General features: G+C 71.2%; 14 protein-coding genes. 8 read left to right on the top strand and 6 right to left on the bottom strand.

Annotation, left to right across the window (positions count from 1 at the left end):
* The first annotated feature begins 26 nt into the window (after positions 1–26).
* The 4 genes from rpoZ to OG707_RS03875 all read left to right on the top strand — a co-directional run bounded on the left by rpoZ (position 27) and on the right by OG707_RS03875 (position 5,292).
* On the top strand, positions 27–299 hold the full coding sequence (gene rpoZ, locus OG707_RS03890; protein WP_003970369.1) for a DNA-directed RNA polymerase subunit omega: 273 nt from the start codon (positions 27–29) through the stop codon (positions 297–299).
* Between the two features lie 102 nt (positions 300–401).
* The gene (gene coaBC, locus OG707_RS03885; protein ID WP_329114343.1) at positions 402–1,607 is read left to right on the top strand and encodes a bifunctional phosphopantothenoylcysteine decarboxylase/phosphopantothenate--cysteine ligase CoaBC; all 1,206 of its coding nucleotides are present in this window, start codon (positions 402–404) and stop codon (positions 1,605–1,607) included.
* A 242-nt stretch (positions 1,608–1,849) separates the two neighbouring features.
* The gene (metK, locus tag OG707_RS03880) at positions 1,850–3,058 is read left to right on the top strand and encodes a methionine adenosyltransferase (RefSeq protein WP_329114340.1); all 1,209 of its coding nucleotides are present in this window, start codon (positions 1,850–1,852) and stop codon (positions 3,056–3,058) included.
* A 92-nt stretch (positions 3,059–3,150) separates the two neighbouring features.
* Positions 3,151–5,292 carry a primosomal protein N' gene (locus OG707_RS03875; protein ID WP_329114338.1) on the top strand — a complete coding sequence of 714 codons (2,142 nt, stop codon included), beginning with the start codon at positions 3,151–3,153 and terminating at the stop codon, positions 5,290–5,292.
* Positions 5,293–5,371: 79 nt separating this feature from the next.
* Here the strand turns inward: OG707_RS03875 and OG707_RS03870 are convergent, their stop codons facing one another.
* Positions 5,372–5,917 carry a hypothetical protein gene (locus tag OG707_RS03870; RefSeq protein ID WP_329114336.1) on the bottom strand — a complete coding sequence of 182 codons (546 nt, stop codon included), beginning with the start codon at positions 5,915–5,917 and terminating at the stop codon, positions 5,372–5,374.
* 231 nt (positions 5,918–6,148) lie between these two features.
* Between OG707_RS03870 and fmt the strand changes: the two genes are divergently transcribed.
* On the top strand, positions 6,149–7,093 hold the full coding sequence (gene fmt, locus OG707_RS03865; protein ID WP_329114334.1) for a methionyl-tRNA formyltransferase: 945 nt from the start codon (positions 6,149–6,151) through the stop codon (positions 7,091–7,093).
* A 40-nt stretch (positions 7,094–7,133) separates the two neighbouring features.
* The gene (locus OG707_RS03860; protein ID WP_329114333.1) at positions 7,134–8,576 is read left to right on the top strand and encodes an RsmB/NOP family class I SAM-dependent RNA methyltransferase; all 1,443 of its coding nucleotides are present in this window, start codon (positions 7,134–7,136) and stop codon (positions 8,574–8,576) included.
* Here the strand turns inward: OG707_RS03860 and OG707_RS03855 are convergent.
* The gene (locus tag OG707_RS03855; RefSeq protein WP_329114330.1) at positions 8,556–10,715 is read right to left on the bottom strand and encodes an MMPL family transporter; all 2,160 of its coding nucleotides are present in this window, start codon (positions 10,713–10,715) and stop codon (positions 8,556–8,558) included. The two genes, OG707_RS03860 and OG707_RS03855, sit on opposite strands and share 21 nt — an antisense overlap.
* 145 nt (positions 10,716–10,860) lie before the next feature.
* Here OG707_RS03855 and rpe point away from each other — a divergent pair, with 145 nt between their 5' ends.
* Complete coding sequence (rpe, locus tag OG707_RS03850; protein ID WP_329114328.1) at positions 10,861–11,547, top strand: ribulose-phosphate 3-epimerase; 687 nt, start codon at positions 10,861–10,863, stop codon at positions 11,545–11,547.
* A gap of 108 nt (positions 11,548–11,655) precedes the next feature.
* The gene (locus OG707_RS03845) at positions 11,656–12,672 is read left to right on the top strand and encodes a sugar-binding transcriptional regulator (RefSeq protein ID WP_329127603.1); all 1,017 of its coding nucleotides are present in this window, start codon (positions 11,656–11,658) and stop codon (positions 12,670–12,672) included.
* A 15-nt stretch (positions 12,673–12,687) separates the two neighbouring features.
* Here the strand turns inward: OG707_RS03845 and OG707_RS03840 are convergent, their stop codons facing one another.
* Genes OG707_RS03840 through OG707_RS03825 form a run of 4 tightly spaced genes read right to left on the bottom strand, consistent with a single transcriptional unit; the run spans position 12,688 to position 16,858 of the window.
* Positions 12,688–13,689 carry a LacI family DNA-binding transcriptional regulator gene (locus OG707_RS03840; RefSeq protein WP_329114326.1) on the bottom strand — a complete coding sequence of 334 codons (1,002 nt, stop codon included), beginning with the start codon at positions 13,687–13,689 and terminating at the stop codon, positions 12,688–12,690.
* A gap of 60 nt (positions 13,690–13,749) precedes the next feature.
* Positions 13,750–15,072, bottom strand: coding sequence for a GH1 family beta-glucosidase (locus OG707_RS03835; RefSeq protein WP_329114324.1), 1,323 nt, complete (start codon positions 15,070–15,072; stop codon positions 13,750–13,752).
* Positions 15,069–15,890, bottom strand: a complete 822-nt coding sequence (locus tag OG707_RS03830; protein ID WP_329114322.1) for a carbohydrate ABC transporter permease — start codon at positions 15,888–15,890, stop codon at positions 15,069–15,071. The genes OG707_RS03835 and OG707_RS03830 overlap by 4 nt, the downstream gene beginning before the upstream one ends.
* A 2-nt stretch (positions 15,891–15,892) precedes the next feature.
* Positions 15,893–16,858, bottom strand: coding sequence for a carbohydrate ABC transporter permease (locus tag OG707_RS03825; protein ID WP_329114320.1), 966 nt, complete (start codon positions 16,856–16,858; stop codon positions 15,893–15,895).
* Positions 16,859–16,869: the final 11 nt, after the last annotated feature.

Genomic DNA, 16,869 nt, shown 5'->3' with positions numbered 1-16,869 from the left:
CCTTTAACTCCATCGGAAGGCAGAGAGTGTCCTCTTCCATCACCACGCCCGAGGGCATCATCAACCCGCCGATTGATGAGCTCCTCGAGGCAACCGACTCCAAGTACAGCCTCGTGATCTACGCCGCCAAGCGCGCGCGCCAGATCAACGCGTACTACTCGCAGCTCGGCGAAGGCCTGCTCGAGTACGTCGGTCCCCTGGTGGACACTCACGTCCACGAGAAGCCCCTCTCGATCGCGCTCCGCGAGATCAACGCGGGTCTGCTGACCTCCGAGGCCATCGAGGGCCCCGCCCAGTAGGCAAGAAGCACAGAGCAGTGTCACCACAGGCCCGGCAGCGCGACTGCCGGGCCTGTGGTGTGTGATGGAGTCGTACGGAACCGAGTGCGGGGAGACATCGACGTGGCGGACAAGCCGAAGGTCGTTCTGGGGGTCAGCGGTGGCATCGCCGCGTACAAGGCGTGCGAGGTGCTGCGCCGGCTGACCGAGTCCGGTCATGACGTACGCGTCGTGCCGACGGAGTCCGCGCTGCATTTCGTCGGCGCCGCGACCTGGTCCGCGCTTTCCGGGCATCCCGTCTCGACCGAGGTGTGGTCCGACGTCCACGAGGTCCCGCACGTCCGGATCGGCCAGGGCGCCGATCTGGTCGTGGTCGCGCCGGCCACCGCCGACATGCTGGCCAAGGCGGCCCACGGCCTTGCCGACGACCTCCTCACCAACACGCTGCTGACCGCGCGCTGTCCGGTCGTCTTTGCACCCGCGATGCACACCGAGATGTGGGAACACCCCGCGACCCAGGAGAACGTCGCCACCCTGCGCCGCCGCGGCGCGGTCGTCATCGAGCCGGCCGTGGGCCGTCTCACCGGCGTGGACACCGGCAAGGGGCGACTGCCCGACCCGGGCGAGATCTTCGAGGTGTGCCGACGCGTCCTGGCCCGTGGCGTGCGCGAGCCCGACCTGGCCGGGAAGCATGTCGTGGTCAGCGCGGGCGGCACCCGCGAGCCGCTCGACCCGGTCCGCTACCTGGGGAACCGTTCCTCCGGAAAGCAGGGTTACGCCCTCGCCCGTACGGCTGTCGCCCGCGGCGCCAGGGTGACGCTGATCGAGGCGAACACCGGGCTCGCGGACCCGGCGGGCGCCGACGTGGTGCACATCGGGACGGCCGTACAACTGCGCGAGGCCGTCCTGAAGGCCGCGGCCGACGCGGACGCCGTGGTCATGGCGGCCGCCGTGGCCGACTTCAGGCCGGAGTCGTACGCCGCCGGGAAGATCAAGAAGAAGGACGGCCAGGAGCCCGCGCCGGTCGCTCTGGTCCGCAATCCGGACATCCTCGCCGAGATCTCGGCCGACCGTGCGAGGCCCGGACAGGTGGTGGTCGGATTCGCCGCGGAGACCGACGACGTCCTCGCCAACGGGCGGACGAAACTGCAGCGCAAGGGATGCGATCTGCTCGTCGTCAACGAGGTGGGGGAGCGCAAGACCTTCGGGTCCGAGGAGAACGAAGCCGTTGTCCTCGCGGCGGACGGGGGCGAGACCCCGGTGCCGTACGGACCGAAGGAAGCGCTGGCCGACACCGTGTGGGATCTGGTCGTACCCCGGCTCGAATGAATTCTTTGTTTCGCCCCATCAGGCGGGAAAAGTCCGGCAAATCAGGCTATTTACCCCCTGGTGTCCGGCATTCGTCATACTGCACAATGACGTGCCGCGGATCACACGGCTCCCACGGAGCGAGACGCGTGGTCCAGCGACCGGAAGTGACCGATAAACTGGTCTCGGAATGATGTCGGGCGCAGCCCCCGAACCGTTCCGCCAATGATCAGCCAGCAGCCGCTGCAACCCCAGGGAGCGTTGTGTCCCGTCGCCTGTTCACCTCGGAGTCCGTCACCGAGGGCCACCCCGACAAGATCGCTGACCAGATCAGCGACACCATCCTCGATGCGCTTCTGACGCAGGACCCCACATCGCGTGTCGCTGTGGAGACGCTCATCACCACGGGCCTCGTGCACGTGGCCGGTGAGGTCACCACGAAGGCGTACGCGCCGATCGCGCAGCTCGTGCGCGACAAGATCCTCGAGATCGGTTACGACTCCTCGAAGAAGGGCTTCGACGGCGCCTCCTGCGGCGTGTCGGTGTCCATCGGCGCGCAGTCCCCGGACATCGCGCAGGGCGTCGACACCGCGTACGAGAAGCGCGTCGAAGGCGATGAGGACGAGCTCGACAAGCAGGGCGCCGGCGACCAGGGCCTGATGTTCGGCTATGCCTGCGACGAGACGCCCGAGCTGATGCCGCTGCCGATCCACCTGGCACACCGGCTCTCGCGCCGTCTCTCCGAGGTCCGCAAGAACGGGACGATCCCCTACCTGCGCCCCGACGGCAAGACCCAGGTCACCATCGAGTACGACGGCGACAAGGCCGTCCGCCTCGACACGGTCGTCGTCTCCTCGCAGCACGCGAGCGACATCGACCTGGAGTCGCTGCTCGCCCCCGACATCCGCGAGTTCGTCGTGGAGCACGTCCTCAAGCAGCTCCTCGAGGACGGCATCAAGCTGGAGACCGAGGGCTACCGCCTGCTGGTCAACCCGACCGGCCGCTTCGAGATCGGCGGCCCGATGGGCGACGCCGGCCTGACCGGCCGCAAGATCATCATCGACACGTACGGCGGCATGGCCCGCCACGGCGGCGGCGCCTTCTCGGGCAAGGACCCGTCGAAGGTGGACCGTTCGGCCGCGTACGCGATGCGTTGGGTCGCCAAGAACGTCGTGGCCGCGGGTCTCGCCGCACGCTGCGAGGTCCAGGTCGCGTACGCGATCGGCAAGGCCGAGCCGGTCGGTCTCTTCGTCGAGACCTTCGGCACCGCCACGATCGACACGGACAAGATCGAGACGGCGATCGCCGCGGTCTTCGACCTCCGTCCGGCCGCGATCATCCGCGACCTCGACCTGCTCCGCCCGATCTACGCCCAGACCGCGGCGTACGGCCACTTCGGCCGCGAGCTCCCCGAGTTCACCTGGGAGCGCACGGACCGCGTGGACGCCCTGCGCAAGGCCGCCGGCCTGTAAGCACACCTGTCGTACGCGACGGCCCCGGACCTCTGTGGTCCGGGGCCGTCGTGCTGTCCCCGTTGTCAGTGCGGGCTGGTAGGAATGTGGTTGTGAGCAGCGAGAACGAGCAGGACGGGGACTGCGGGGGCGGGGCGCCGGAGCAGCTTGCGCTGATCCGGGAGACCGTGCGGAAAGCGAAGGTGCCCAAGGCCAAGCCGCGGACCTGGCGGGGAGCCGCGCTGGCCAAGGAACTGCCCGTCGCGCGCGTTGTCGTGAACAAGGGCGTGCTGCATCTCGACCAGTTCTTCGACTACGCCGTTCCTGAGGAGCTCGACGAAGCGGCCCGGCCGGGTGTGCGGGTGCGGGTGCGGTTCGGGGCGGGGAATCGCAATGTGCGGGAAGGGCGCCGTGAAGGCGGGGGGCTGATCGACGGGTTCATCGTCGAGCGGCGTGCCGAATCGGATTACGAGGGGGCGCTGGCCGCGCTGGCCGGGGTCGTTTCGGAGGAACCCGTGCTCGGGCCCGAACTGCTGGGCCTGGCGCGGGCCGTGGCCGACCGGTATGCGGGGAGCCTGGCCGATGTGCTGCAGCTGGCCGTCCCACCGCGCAATGCGCGGGCCGAGTCGAAGCCGTCACCGGAGCCGCTGCCGCCGCCACCGGCTCCGGGCGCGGGCACCTGGGAGCGGTACGGGAAGGGGCCGGGGTTCCTGGAGGCACTGGCCGGGGGCGGGGCGCCGCGGGCCGTGTGGACCGCGCTGCCCGGGCCGCACTGGCCCGACGAGCTGGCGCGCGCCGTCGCCGCGACGCTGGCTTCCGGGCGGGGTGCGCTGGTCGTCGTGCCCGACGGGCGCAGCGCCGCGCGCATGGACGCGGCCCTGACCGGAGTGCTGGGGGAGGGGCGGCACGCGGTGCTCACCGCGGAGGTCGGCCCGGAGAAGCGTTATCGGCAGTGGCTCGCCGTGCGGCGGGGGGCGGTGCGGGCCGTCGTCGGGACGCGGGCCGCGATGTTCGCTCCCGTACGGGACCTCGGGCTGGTCGCCATCTGGGAGGACGGGGACTCCAGCCACAGCGAACTGCACGCTCCGCTGCCGCATGCGCGTGAGGTGCTGCTGCTGCGAGCCGCACACGACAAGTGCGCGTTCCTGCTGGGGAGTACGAGCTGCACGGTCGAGGCCGCCCAGCTGGTGGAGAGCGGCTGGGCCGCACCGCTCGTCGCCGACCGGGAGCAGGTGCGGGCCGCAGCTCCCCGGGTGCGGACCGTGGGCGACTTCGACCTGGCGCGGGACGAGGCGGCACGGGCCGCGCGTCTGCCCAGCCTCGCCTGGGAGGCCGTACGGAACGGGCTGAAGACCGGTCCCGTACTGGTCCAGGTGCCCCGGCGCGGGTACGTACCGAGGCTGGCCTGTGAGCGGTGCAGGACACCCGCGCGCTGTGTGCACTGTGCCGGGCCGCTGGAGGCTCCCGACGAACGGGCCCTGCACTGCGCCTGGTGCGGGCGCGGGGAGGACGGATGGCACTGCATCGAGTGCGGTGGCGTACGGCTGCGGGCGCAGATCGTGGGGGCGCGGCGGACCGCCGAGGAGCTGGGGCGGGCCTTTCCCGCCGTACCGGTGCGGACCTCGGGGCGCGACCATGTGCTGGACACCGTGCCCGGGCAGCCCGCGCTGGTCATCTCCACGCCCGGCGCCGAACCGGTCGCCGACGGCGGGTACGCGGCCGCGCTGCTGCTCGACGGCTGGGCGATGCTGGGGCGGCCCGATCTGCGGGCCGGGGAAGAGGCGCTGCGGCGCTGGATCGACGCCGCCTCGCTCGTACGGGGGCAGGGCGAGGGCGGCACGGTCGTCGTGGTCGCGGAGCCCACGCTCAGGCCCGTACAGGCCCTCGTGCGATGGGACCCCGTCGGGCACGCGGTGCGCGAACTGGCCGAGCGGGCCGAGCTGAGATTCCCGCCCGTGTCGCGGATGGCGGCGGTCTCGGGGAAGCCGGAGGCGCTGGCCGAGTTCCTCGCAGCGGCCGAACTACCTGGCGACGCCGAGGTGTTGGGGCCCGTTCCGCTGCCCGTCGCCGATCCTGGCAGGCCGCGCAGGACGGGTGACGCCCCGCCGGGGGAGAGCTGGGAGCGGGCGCTGCTGCGGGTGCCGCCCGGCAGCGGGGCCGCGCTGGCCGCCGCGCTGAAGCGTGCGCAGGCGTCCCGGCTGACGCGGGGCGTCGATCCGGTACGGATCAGGGTCGACCCGCCCGACATCGGCTGAGGCAGGGCAGTGCCAGCCGGGGCCGGACGCACCGCTGCCCCTGACCGTGACACCACGGCAGGGGCAGCTGGTGAAAGAGTCAGCCGTTGCGCGGACCGGGGAACGCGCTGGGGCGCACTTCCTCGCGCAGGGCCTGGGTGCTCGCCGAGGGCTGGGGCGGCATGGAGCGGGCGGCGGGGACTGCGGGCAGTCCCGTACCGAGGGGCAGCGTGCGGGTCGGTGCGGCAGGAGCCTCGACGGGAGAGTGCTCCGGCTCGGGGGCGCCGGACTGCGCGCCGGTGCGCCGCGCGCCGTAACGGCGGTGCACCGCCTGCTTGGTGACCCCGAGTGCCGAACCCACCGCGTCCCACGAGAAGCCCAGCGAACGGTCGAAGTCGACCGCCGCGGTGACCAGGGTCTCGACGCTGTCCCGCAGTTCCTGGGCGAGACGGACGGTCGGGGCCGGAGCCCTGCCGTAGACGACGAAGCCCGTGGACGGGCCGGAGCGGCGCGGGCGGTAGACGTTGCCCAGCTGGGCGGTGAGGGTGCGCAGTGCGTCCACCTGCCGGCGGACCCGCTCGATGTCCCGCACCAACAGGTGCAGGCTGGCCCGCGCTTGGGCGTCGTGGGTTGCGTGGTCGGCCATGAACAAGCCTCTCGAACCGGCGGGGATAAGGAATCGGGCCGCCTCTGCGGCCCATTTCGGTCAATCTCTTTTGACCAACGCGCTACCGGCTGTTGTGGTCACGCTGCGGGGGCGTATGGGCATATGCGAGGGGCGCGCGGCCGTGCGTACGCCCCCTGCGCCCAGGGCCCATAGACTGGTGCGTCGCTCGCCGTCGTACGCACCGGGCTGACCGGTCTGAGAGGTACATCAGTGAAACTCGTCTTCGCAGGCACCCCCGAGGTCGCCGTACCCGCCCTGGACGCCCTGATCGCCTCCGGCCGTCATGAGGTCGCCGCCGTCGTCACCCGCCCCGACGCCCCCGCGGGACGCGGCCGCAAGCTGGTCGCCAGCCCCGTCGCGCAGCGCGCCGAGGAGGCCGGGATCGAGGTCCTCAAGCCGGTGAAGCCGCGCGACGAGGAGTTCCTGGCGCGGCTGCGCGAGATCGCCCCGGACTGCTGCCCGGTCGTCGCGTACGGCGCCCTGCTGCCCAAGGTCGCCCTGGACGTCCCCGCCCGCGGCTGGGTCAATCTGCACTTCTCGCTGCTGCCCGCCTGGCGCGGCGCGGCCCCCGTGCAGCACGCGATCATCGGCGGGGACGAGGTGACCGGCGCCTCCACCTTCCTCATCGAGGAGGGCCTGGACTCCGGTCCCGTGTACGGCGTGCTCACCGAGGAGGTGCGCCCCACCGACACCAGCGGCGACCTGCTCACGCGCCTCGCCTTCGCAGGTGCCGGGCTCCTCTCCGCGACCATGGACGGCATCGAGGACGGCACGCTGCACGCCGTACCGCAGCCGCACGAGGGCATCTCGCTCGCCCCGAAGCTCACCGTCGAGGACGCCCGCATCGACTGGGCCGCCCCGGCGCTGCGCGTCGACCGCCTCGTCCGCGGCTGCACCCCCGCCCCCGGCGCCTGGACCGTCTTCCGCGGCGAGCGCCTCAAGCTGGTCGCCGCCGCACCGGCACCCGACCGCACCGACCTGGCCCCCGGCGAGCTGTCCGCCGCCAAGAACAACGTGTACGTCGGCACCGGCTCGCACGCCGTCGAGCTGCTCTGGGTCCAGCCCCAGGGCAAGAAGCCGATGCGCGCCGCGGACTGGGCACGCGGGGTGCGGATCGCCCCCGGTGAGCGTGTGGGTCAGGCGGACGTACGCTGAGAGGGTTCGCCCCCGACACCATCAGCGGAGCACCTTTCACGTGAACGACCAGCCTCGTCGCCGTCCCGCCCAGCAGCCGAAGCCGCACCGCCGCCCCAAGAAGGACCCGGTGCGCATCCTCGCCTTCGAGGCGCTGCGGGCGGTCGACGAGCGGGACGCGTACGCCAACCTCGTCCTGCCCCCGCTGCTGAAGAAGGCCCGCGACAAGGGCGATTTCGACGCCCGTGACGCGGCCCTCGCCACCGAGCTGGTGTACGGGACGCTGCGCCGCCAGGGCACGTACGACGCGATCATCGCGGCCTGCGTCGACCGGCCGCTGCGCGAGGTCGACCCGCCGGTGCTCGACGTGCTCGCCCTCGGCGCGCACCAGCTCCTCGGCACCCGCATCCCCACCCACGCCGCGGTCTCCGCGAGTGTGGAGCTGGCGCGCGTCGTGCTCGGCGACGGGCGCGCCAAGTTCGTCAACGCGGTCCTGCGCAAGGTCTCCGCGGACGATCTCGACGGCTGGCTGGAGCGGGTCGCTCCGCCATACGACGACGACGCCGAGGAGAACCTCGCCATCGTCCACTCGCACCCCCGCTGGATCGTCTCCGCGCTCTGGGACTCCCTCGGCGGCGGCCGCGCCGGCATCGAGGACCTTCTGGAGGCCGACAACGAGCGGCCCGAGGTGACGCTGGTGGCGCGTCCCGGACGCTCCACCCCCGACGAACTGCTCGACACCCTGGGCGAGGACTCCGCGCTGCCCGGCCGCTGGTCGCCCTATGCCGTACGGCTGGCCGAGGGGGGCGAGCCCGGCGCGATCGAGGCGGTACGGGACGGGCGCGCCGGCGTCCAGGACGAGGGCAGCCAGCTCGTCGCGATCGCCCTGGCCAACGCGGAGATCGAGGGCCGCGACGAGCGCTGGCTCGACGGCTGCGCGGGCCCCGGCGGCAAGGCCGCCATGCTGGCGGCGCTCGCCGCACAGTGCGGCGCGACGCTGCTCGCCTCGGAGAAGCAGCCCCACCGGGCGCGTCTCGTCGAGCGGGCGCTGGCAGGCAATCCGGGCCCGTACCAGGTCATCGCGGCCGACGGGACCCGGCCGCCGTGGCTGCCCGGGTCCTTCGACCGGGTGCTGATGGACGTCCCCTGCACGGGACTCGGCGCGCTGCGCCGCCGCCCCGAGGCGCGCTGGCGCCGTCGCCCCGACGACCTGGAGGGCTTCGCGCCGCTCCAACGGGGGCTGTTGCGCGAGGCGTTGAGCGCGGTACGTGTCGGGGGCATCGTCGGCTACGCGACCTGCTCGCCGCACCTCGCCGAGACCCGCGTGGTCGTCGAGGACGTCCTCAAGGGGCGCGGCGGTCAGCCGGTGGAGGCCGAGTGGATCGACGTACGGCCGCTGATGCCCGGTGTTCCCGCGCTGGGAGAGGGGCCCGACGTACAGATGTGGCCGCATCTGCACGGCACGGACGCGATGTACATGGCGCTACTGCGGCGTACTGCCTGAGGTCACCGGGGTCTGTTCGGACTCGGCATCCAGGGCGGCGGACTCGCGGGCGAGGCGGTGCGGCCACCACACCCGCGGGCCCACGTCCAGGAACAGGGCCGTGACCAGCACGGACCGTACGACGAAGGTGTCGAGCAGCACGCCGAGCCCGACCGCGAAGCCCAGTTCGGCGAAGGCGACCATCGGCAGGGTCCCGAGCACCGCGAAGGTGCCCGCAAGGACCAGGCCCGCCGAGGTGATGACCGCGCCGGTCGCCGAGAGGCCGGTCACCACACCGCGCCTGGCGCCCTTGAGGCCCGCCTCCTCGCGGATGCGGGTCGACAGGAAGATGTTGTAGTCGATGCCGAGCGCGACCAGGAAGACGAAGACGAACAGGGGCAGGTCGGTGCCCTCGCCCGCGTAGTCGAAGAGATAGCGGAAGGCGAGGGCGCTGACGCCCAGCGCGGTGGCGAAAGACAGCACCACGGTCGCGATCAGCAGCAGCGGAGCCACCAGGGCGCGCAGCAGGACGCCGAGGATCACCAGCACCACGAGCAGCACCAGCGGGATGATCAGGGTGTTGTCGTGGCGCGTCGCGGCGTTCATGTCGATCACCGAGGCCGTGGTGCCGCCGACCTCCGCCTCGGCGCCGGGGATCTTGTGCACGGTGGTCCTGAGCCGTTTGACCGTCTGCTGGGCCGCGTCGCTGTCGCCCGCGGCGACCGTGGTGACCTCGAACAGGGCGCGCCCGCCCGCCACTTGCTTCGATCCGGGCGGTACGCCGATCGACGCCGGGACCACGCCCGGGTCCGCCGCCACCGCCGTACGGACCGCGTCGGCATGGTCCGCCGCCGCGATGACGACGACCGGGTCGCCGCTGCCGGCCGGGAAGTAGCGGGCCTGGACCTCCTGCCCCACGACCGAGTCCGGCCTGCCGGTGAAGGCGTCCGCATTGCCGATGCCGTCCGCCCGCAGCTGCATCAGCCCGAAGGAGAGCCCGCCGAGCACGACGGCCGTCACCACCCAGACGGCCCGTGGACGCACGGCGATGCGGTCTCCCGTACGCGCCCAGAAGCCGCTCACCGTGGGCTCCGGGGAGCCGAAGTGGGGCGCTACGGGCCAGAAGATCCACCTGCCGAAGATCACCAGCAGGGCAGGGAACAGCGTCAGCATGGTGAGCAGGGCGACGGCGACCCCGATCGCGGCGACGGGACCGAGGCCCCGGGTGGAGTTCATCTCCGCCACCATCAGGACGAGCATGCTCAGTACGACGGTGGCGCCGCTCGCCAGCACGGCCGGGCCCGCACGGTGCAGCGCGAGTGCCATCGCCTCGTGCCGGTCCTCGTGCTTGCGCAGCTCCTCGCGGTAGCGGGCGACGAGCAGCAGCGCGTAGTCCGTGCCCGCGCCGAAGACCAGCACGGTGAGAATGCCCGCGCTCTGGCCGTTCACCGTCAGCCCTGCGTGCTTGGCGAGGAGATAGATCACCGCCTGGGCGACGGAGAGCGCGCCGACCACCGAGAGCACGGGGACGAGCAGCAGCGAGGGGCTGCGGTAGGTGATGAGCAGCGTCACGACGACCACGCCGAGCGCGGAGAACAGCAGCGTCGAGTCGATCCCCTCGAACGCGTCGGAGAAGTCGGCAGAAATGCCGCCGGGCCCGGTGATGTGGACGCCGAGCCCGCCCGTGGAGGAGCCGGTGACCTCGCGCATCGAGTCGACGGCCGCGGCGATCTTCTCCCAGCCCTTGTCGCCCATGGAGACGGGGACGAAGATCTGCGCGGCGGTGCCCTTGGTGTTGAAGGCGGGCCCCTGGACGTCGCTGCCCAGGATCCCGTGGTCGGTCAGTTTCTTCAGGGCCGCCGCGTCCTCACCGATGTCCGCCCGGTCGGCCGCGGTCAGTCCCTCGGCGCGTGCGTACACGACGATCGCCGGAATCGACTGGGGCCTGAACTCCTCGGACGCCGTGAGCACCTGCGTGGATTCCGCGCTCCCGGGCAGCCAGGTGTTCGCGTCGTTGTTCTGGGCGCCGGTCAGCTTGGAGGCCAGCGGGAACGCCGCGAAGATCACCACCAGCCACACCCCGAGCACCAGCCACTTGGTGCGCCGCCCGCACACGAGCCGGGCCGCACCACGTCGTCCGCCGTTCTCCGCGTCGGTCATGACGCCCCCCAAGTGCCCCCGCCGCGAGCTCTCCCGCCCCCGAGGTGCCGGTGAATCGCCAGGATTGCACGGCATGTACTGATCCCGGGACCCTTTGGTCCGTACCGTGGCAGGCAAGTGGCGCGGGACATGGCAGGCTTGGGGCATGGCCGTCCAGATCAACCCCAGCATCCTGTCCGCCGACTTCTCCCGGCTCGCCGAGGAGGCCAAGGCCGTCGAAGGCGCCGACTGGCTCCACGTCGACGTGATGGACAACCACTTCGTGCCCAATCTGACCCTGGGCGTACCGATCGTGGAATCGCTCAGCCGGGCGACGGACATCCCGCTGGACTGCCATCTGATGATCGAGGACCCCGATCGGTGGGCACCGCAGTACGTCGAAGCGGGTGCCGGATCCGTCACCTTCCACGCGGAGGCCGCGGCCGCGCCCGTACGCCTGGCGCGCGAGATCCGGGCCAAGGGCGCCCGCGCCTCCATGGCGCTGAAGCCCGCGACGCCCATCGAGCCGTACGAGGACCTGCTCCCCGAGCTCGACATGCTGCTGATCATGACGGTGGAGCCGGGCTTCGGCGGCCAGGCCTTCCTCGACATCATGCTGCCGAAGATCCGCCGCACCCGTGAGCTCATCTCCAAGCACGGTCTGGAGATGTGGCTGCAGATCGACGGCGGGGTCTCGGCCTCCACGATCGAGCAGTGCGCCGAGGCGGGCGCGGACGTCTTCGTGGCGGGCTCGGCGGTGTACGGGGCGGACGACCCGGCCGCGGCGGTGCGGATGCTCCGCCACCAGGCCGAGGAGACCACCGCCACGGCCTCATGGGCATGCGGCCACTGAACCACCAGCAGGTGAACGAAGCCCTTCGGGGCTGATCAAGATCTGCCGGATCTGACAGGATGGCGGGTCCGGGACGTGTACAGCAGTGAGGAGAACGCGGTGTCTGCGATGTCGGCGGGACGGTCTGCCCTGCGGATGGGACCCGCGGAGCTGGTGCAGGCGGCGGCCATGGCCCGCCGCTTCTACCTGGAGGGCAAGTCCAAGATCCAGATTGCCGAGGAGTTCGGCGTCAGCCGCTTCAAGGTGGCCAGGGTCCTGGAGACGGCCCTGGAGCGGGATCTCGTACGGATCGAAATCCGCGTCCCCGCGGAGCTGGACGCGGAGCGCTCGGACGCCCTGCGCGCCCGCTACGGGCTGCGGCACGCGGTCGTGGTGGAGTCCCCGGCGGACGCCGCGGACGACGCACCCGACCCCGAGAACCTGGGCGAGGTGGCGGCCGACCTCCTGGGCGAGCTGGTCAACGAGGGCGATGTCCTCGGCCTGGCCTGGGGGCGCTCCACCATCCATATGGCGGCAGCCCTCGACCGGCTCCCGCCCTGCACGGTCGTGCAGCTCACCGGGGTGTACGACGCCGGGACCGCCGAGCGCGGCTCCGTCGAGGCCGTACGGCGTGCCGCCCAGGTGTCCGGCGGCGAGGCGCACCCCATCTACGCCCCGATGCTGCTGCCCGACCCGGCGACCGCAGCGGCCCTGCGCAACCAGACGGGCATCGCGCGGGCCTTCGAGTACTTCGACAAGGTGACCGTCGCGGCTGTCTCCATCGGCTCCTGGGAGCCGGGCATCTCCACCGTCCACGACATGCTCAGCGACGCCGAGCGCGAGCACTACGCCTCGCTGGGCGTGGCCGCCGAGATGTCGGCGCACCTCTTCGACACCGAGGGGCGCCGGGTCGGGCGTGACCTGGGCGAGCGGTGCATCACCGTCGAGGCCGACCGGCTGCGCCGGATTCCCGAGGTCGTGGCGATCGCGGGCGGGCTGCGCAAGGCGGCCGCGATCGGTGCCGTACTGAAGTCGGGTCTGGTGACCAGCCTGGTCACGGACACCGCCGCCGCCGACTTCCTGCTGACGGAGACGGGTCCGGGGCCGCGCCCCGCGCTGGACCGGGCCGACCCCGACGGCGAGTGAGCGGCCCGGCCGCGCCTACGCGGACTCCCTGACCACCAGTTCGGTGGGGAGGATCAGCGGGGTCGGCTGTTCGCCGTTGATGAGGCGCACCAGCATGCGGGTCATCTCGCGGCCCAGTGCCTCGATGGGCTGACGGATCGTGGTGAGCGCCGGCTGGGTGTGCTGGGCGGTGACGACGTCGTTGAAGCCGACCACCGCGATGTCGCCGGGCACCGTACGGCCGCGGTCGCGCAGGACCCGTAGCGCACCTGCTGCCATGGCGTCGGAGGCGACGAACACCGCGTCCAGGTCAGGGTGTTCGTCCAGGAGCCGGGTCATGGCGGCCGCCCCGCCCGCCTCGGTGAAGTCGCCGTGCGCGACCCTGCTGTCGCTGAGTCCTGCCAGCGCGACCGCCTCGCGGAAGCCGAGATAACGGTCCACACCGACGCGCATGTCCTGCGATCCGGTGACGGTGGCGATGCTGCTGCGGCCGGTGGCGATGAGGTGTTCCACCGCCTGGCGTGCGCCGCCCCGGTTGTCGGCGTCGACGTACCACTGCGGTACGCGGTTGAGCGGGCGGCCGCCGTGCACGACGGGGACGCCGCCGTTCTCGGCCACCTTCGACAGCGGGTCGTTCTCGCGCAGCGCGAGCAGCATGACGCCGTCCGCGCCCCGTGACTGGAGGATGCGGGTGAGGCGGGCGCGGCCGCGTTCCGAGGCGGCCAGGACCAGGAGCAGCTCCAGGTCGGTCTCCTCGATGACGGCGTTGACCCCGGAGATCACCTCGGCGAAGAAGAGGTTGGCGAACAGGGCGGGATCGTCGCTGGAGATGGCCAGGACCACCGCGCCGCGGCGCTGGGAGGACAGGGCGCGGGCCGCGCTGCTCGGTACGTAACCCAGTTCCTCGATCGCGGTCTGGACGGCCTGCCGCGCCTTCTTGCTGACGTGCTCACGGTTGTTGATCACACGTGAGACGGTGCCTCTGGAGACCCCGGCGCGCAGCGCCACCTCGTCGAGTGTGGGCTGCCGGTTGTTCATGTGCGGGCTGCTCCTGTGGGTCGTTCGAGGTGGTGAACATCAGAACTCTAGGCCGGTGGTTCACAGTCCGCCACGCTCGATGACGGCGGCGTACCAGCGGGCGCTGTCCTTGGGGGTGCGGCGCTGGGTGGGGTAGTCGACGTGCACGATGCCGAAGCGCTGGGAGTAGCCGTAGGACCACTCGAAGTTGTCGAGGAGGGACCAGACGAAGTAGCCCTTGAGCGGGACGCCTTGGGTGATCGCGCGGGCGCAGGCGCGCAGATGGCCGTCGAGGTAGGCGATGCGGGCCGTGTCGTGGATCGCTTCGTCGAAGGCGGCGCCGTTCTCGGTGACGTACAGCGGCACCTCGGGGTAGTCGGCCCTGAGTCTCAACAGGAGGTCGTGCAGGCCGTGTTCGTCGATCTCCCAGCCCATGGCGGTCTTCGGGCGGCCGCCGTCGGCGATGTCGACGAAGGGGGATCCCACGTAGGCGGACGGGGTCGGTTCGGTGCTGTGGGCGACCAGCATCGGCGCGTAGTAGTTGATACCGAGGAAGTCGAGCGGGGCCGCGATCGTCTTCAGGTCGCCGGGCCGGATGTGGTCGGTGCCGGTGATGTCGCCGAGGTCGTCGAGTACGTCCTCGGGGTAGGCGGCGCGCAGGAGCGGGTCGAGGAAGAGGCGGTTCTGCATGCCGTCGATGCGGCGGGCCGCGTCGAGGTCGGCGGGGTCGTTCGAGCGGGGTGTCACGTGGGTGAGGTTGAGGGTGATGCCCACGCGGGCGTCCGGCATCGCCTCGGCCGCGAGGCCGTGGCCCAGGAGGAGATGGTGGGCGGCCCGTACGGCGGCTGCCGGCTCGCGGCGGCCGGGGGCGTGGCGGCCGGTGGCGTACCCGAGGAAGGCCGAGCACCAGGGCTCGTTGAGGGTGGTCCAGGCCGGGATGCGGTCACCGAGGGCTTCGTACGCGAGCGAGGCGTACTCGGCGAAGCGCTCCGCGGTGTCCCGCGCGGGCCAGCCGCCCTTGTCCTCCAGGGGCTGGGGAAGGTCCCAGTGGTAGAGCGTCGGCCAGGGCTGGATGCCGTGCTCCAGGAGGGTGTCGGTCAGGCGGCGGTAGAAGTCGAGGCCCTTGGGGTTGGCGGGGCCGCGGCCGTCCGGCTGGATGCGGGGCCAGGCGAGCGAGAAGCGGTAGGCGCGCAGGCCCAGTTGGGACATCAGCGCGATGTCCTCGGGGTAGCGGTGGTAGTGGTCGGCCGCCACGGCGCCGGTGTCTCCGCCCAGGATCTTGCCCGGTGTTGCCGAGAAGGTGTCCCAGATGGAGGGGGTGCGTCCGTCCTCGGTGACCGCGCCCTCGATCTGATAGCCGGAAGTGGCCGCGCCCCAGAGGAAGCTGGGATCGAACCGGGTCATGACTTGACCGCCCCTTCCATGATGCCGCCGATGATCTGCTTCCCGGAGACGAGGAAGACGAGGAGCAGCGGCACGGTGGCGACCAGAGCTCCCGAGAACATCAGGGTGTAGTCGGTGTAGTACGAGGTGGAGAGCTGGTTGAGGGAGAACTGGACCGTGGGGTTGTCCGCCTCCAGGACGGCCAGCGGCCAGAGGAATTCGTTCCAGGTGCCCATGAAGGTGAACAGGCCCAGGACCGCAGCGCCCGGGCGCAGGGCCGGCATGACCACCGTCCAGAAGATCCGGAAGGTGTGGCAGCCGTCCACGCGGGCGGCCTCGATCAGCTCGTCGGGAACCGCGCGCTCGGCGTACTGGCGCATCAGGAAGACCCCGAACGCCGAGACGAGGAACGGCACGATGACGGCCTGGAGGCGGTTCTCCCAGCCGAAGTTCACCATGATCATGTAGAGCGGGATGATGCCCATCTGGACCGGGATCATCATGGTGCCGAGGATGATCATGAGCAGGAAGTTCTTTCCGCGGAAGCGGAGTTTGGCGAAGGCGAAGCCCGCCAGGGAGCTGAAGAAGACCACGGACACGGTGACGGCGAGCGAGGCGATCGCCGAGTTGAGCATGCCCTTGAGGAAGTGGGCGTCCTCGGCGTCGAAGAGCCGCGAGACGTTGTCGAGGAGGTGGCTGCCGGGGATCAGGGGCGGGGGCCAGTCGCCGACGATGTCGTTGGAGCGGGAGGCGACGACGAAGAGCCAGTAGAGGGGGAATGCGGAGAGGGCTATCGCGGCGATCAGGGTGAGGTAGACCAGGGGGCTGGTTCTGCGCACGGCTACTTCGCCCTTCGTACGACGAGGAAGTTGATCAGGGTGAGGAGCATGATGACGAGGAAGATCATCCAGGCGACGGCGGATCCGTATCCGTAGTCGAAGTCCCTGAAGGCCTTCTCGAACATGTACATCGACAGGGTCTGGAACTGGTGCAGAGTGCCGCCGGAGATCGCGTAGTTGCCCTGCCCGAAGATGAGCGGCTCGGTGAAGAGCTGCATCCCGGCGATGGTCGAGGAGATGACGGTGAAGATCACGGCGGGGCGGATCATCGGGACCGTGATGCTCCACAGCTGGCGCATCCGGCCGGCGCCGTCGATGTCCGCGGCCTCGTACAGCTCGCGGGGGATCGACTGCATGGCGGCCAGGTAGATGAGTGCGTTGTAGCCGGTCCAGCGCCAGTTGACCATGGTCGAAATGGCAAGCCAGGACGACCACTTGTCGGCGCGCCAGTCGATCGGATGGACGCCGACCAGGCCGAGGAGGCCGTTCGCCATGCCGGCGTCGCGGTCGAAGATCTGGCTGAAGACGATGCCCACGGCGGCGACCGAGGTGACGATCGGCAGGAGGACGCCCATGCGCAGGAGGGTGGTGGCGCGCAGTTTCTGGTTGAGCAGTCCGGCCAGGACGAGGGCGATGAACAGCTGGGGGACGGTGGCGAGGGCCAGCATGCCCAGGGTGTTGAAGAGGGCGTTCCAAAAGTCGGGGTCGGCGAAGAGCTCGGTGTAGTTGTCGAAGCCGATGAAGCTGCCCTTGCCGGACATCGACCAGGAGTGCAGCGAGACCCAGGCGGTGTAGCCGAGCGGGAAGAGCCCGAAGACGGCGAAGACGACGTAGAACGGGGCGAGGAAGAGGTACGGGGAGCCCTTGGTGTCCAGCCGGGACAGCAGCCGGGCGCGCGGGGCGTCGGGGGAGGGGCCCGGGGCGGGGGCGGCGGGCGCAACGGGGCGCTGCCGCAGATGAGTTGGCACAGCGAGTCCTT

Source organism: Streptomyces sp. NBC_01465 (genome assembly GCF_036227325.1).
GTDB lineage: Bacteria > Actinomycetota > Actinomycetes > Streptomycetales > Streptomycetaceae > Streptomyces.
Note: the sequence above shows the minus strand (reverse complement) of the source record. Positions and strands in the feature narration are given on the sequence as shown.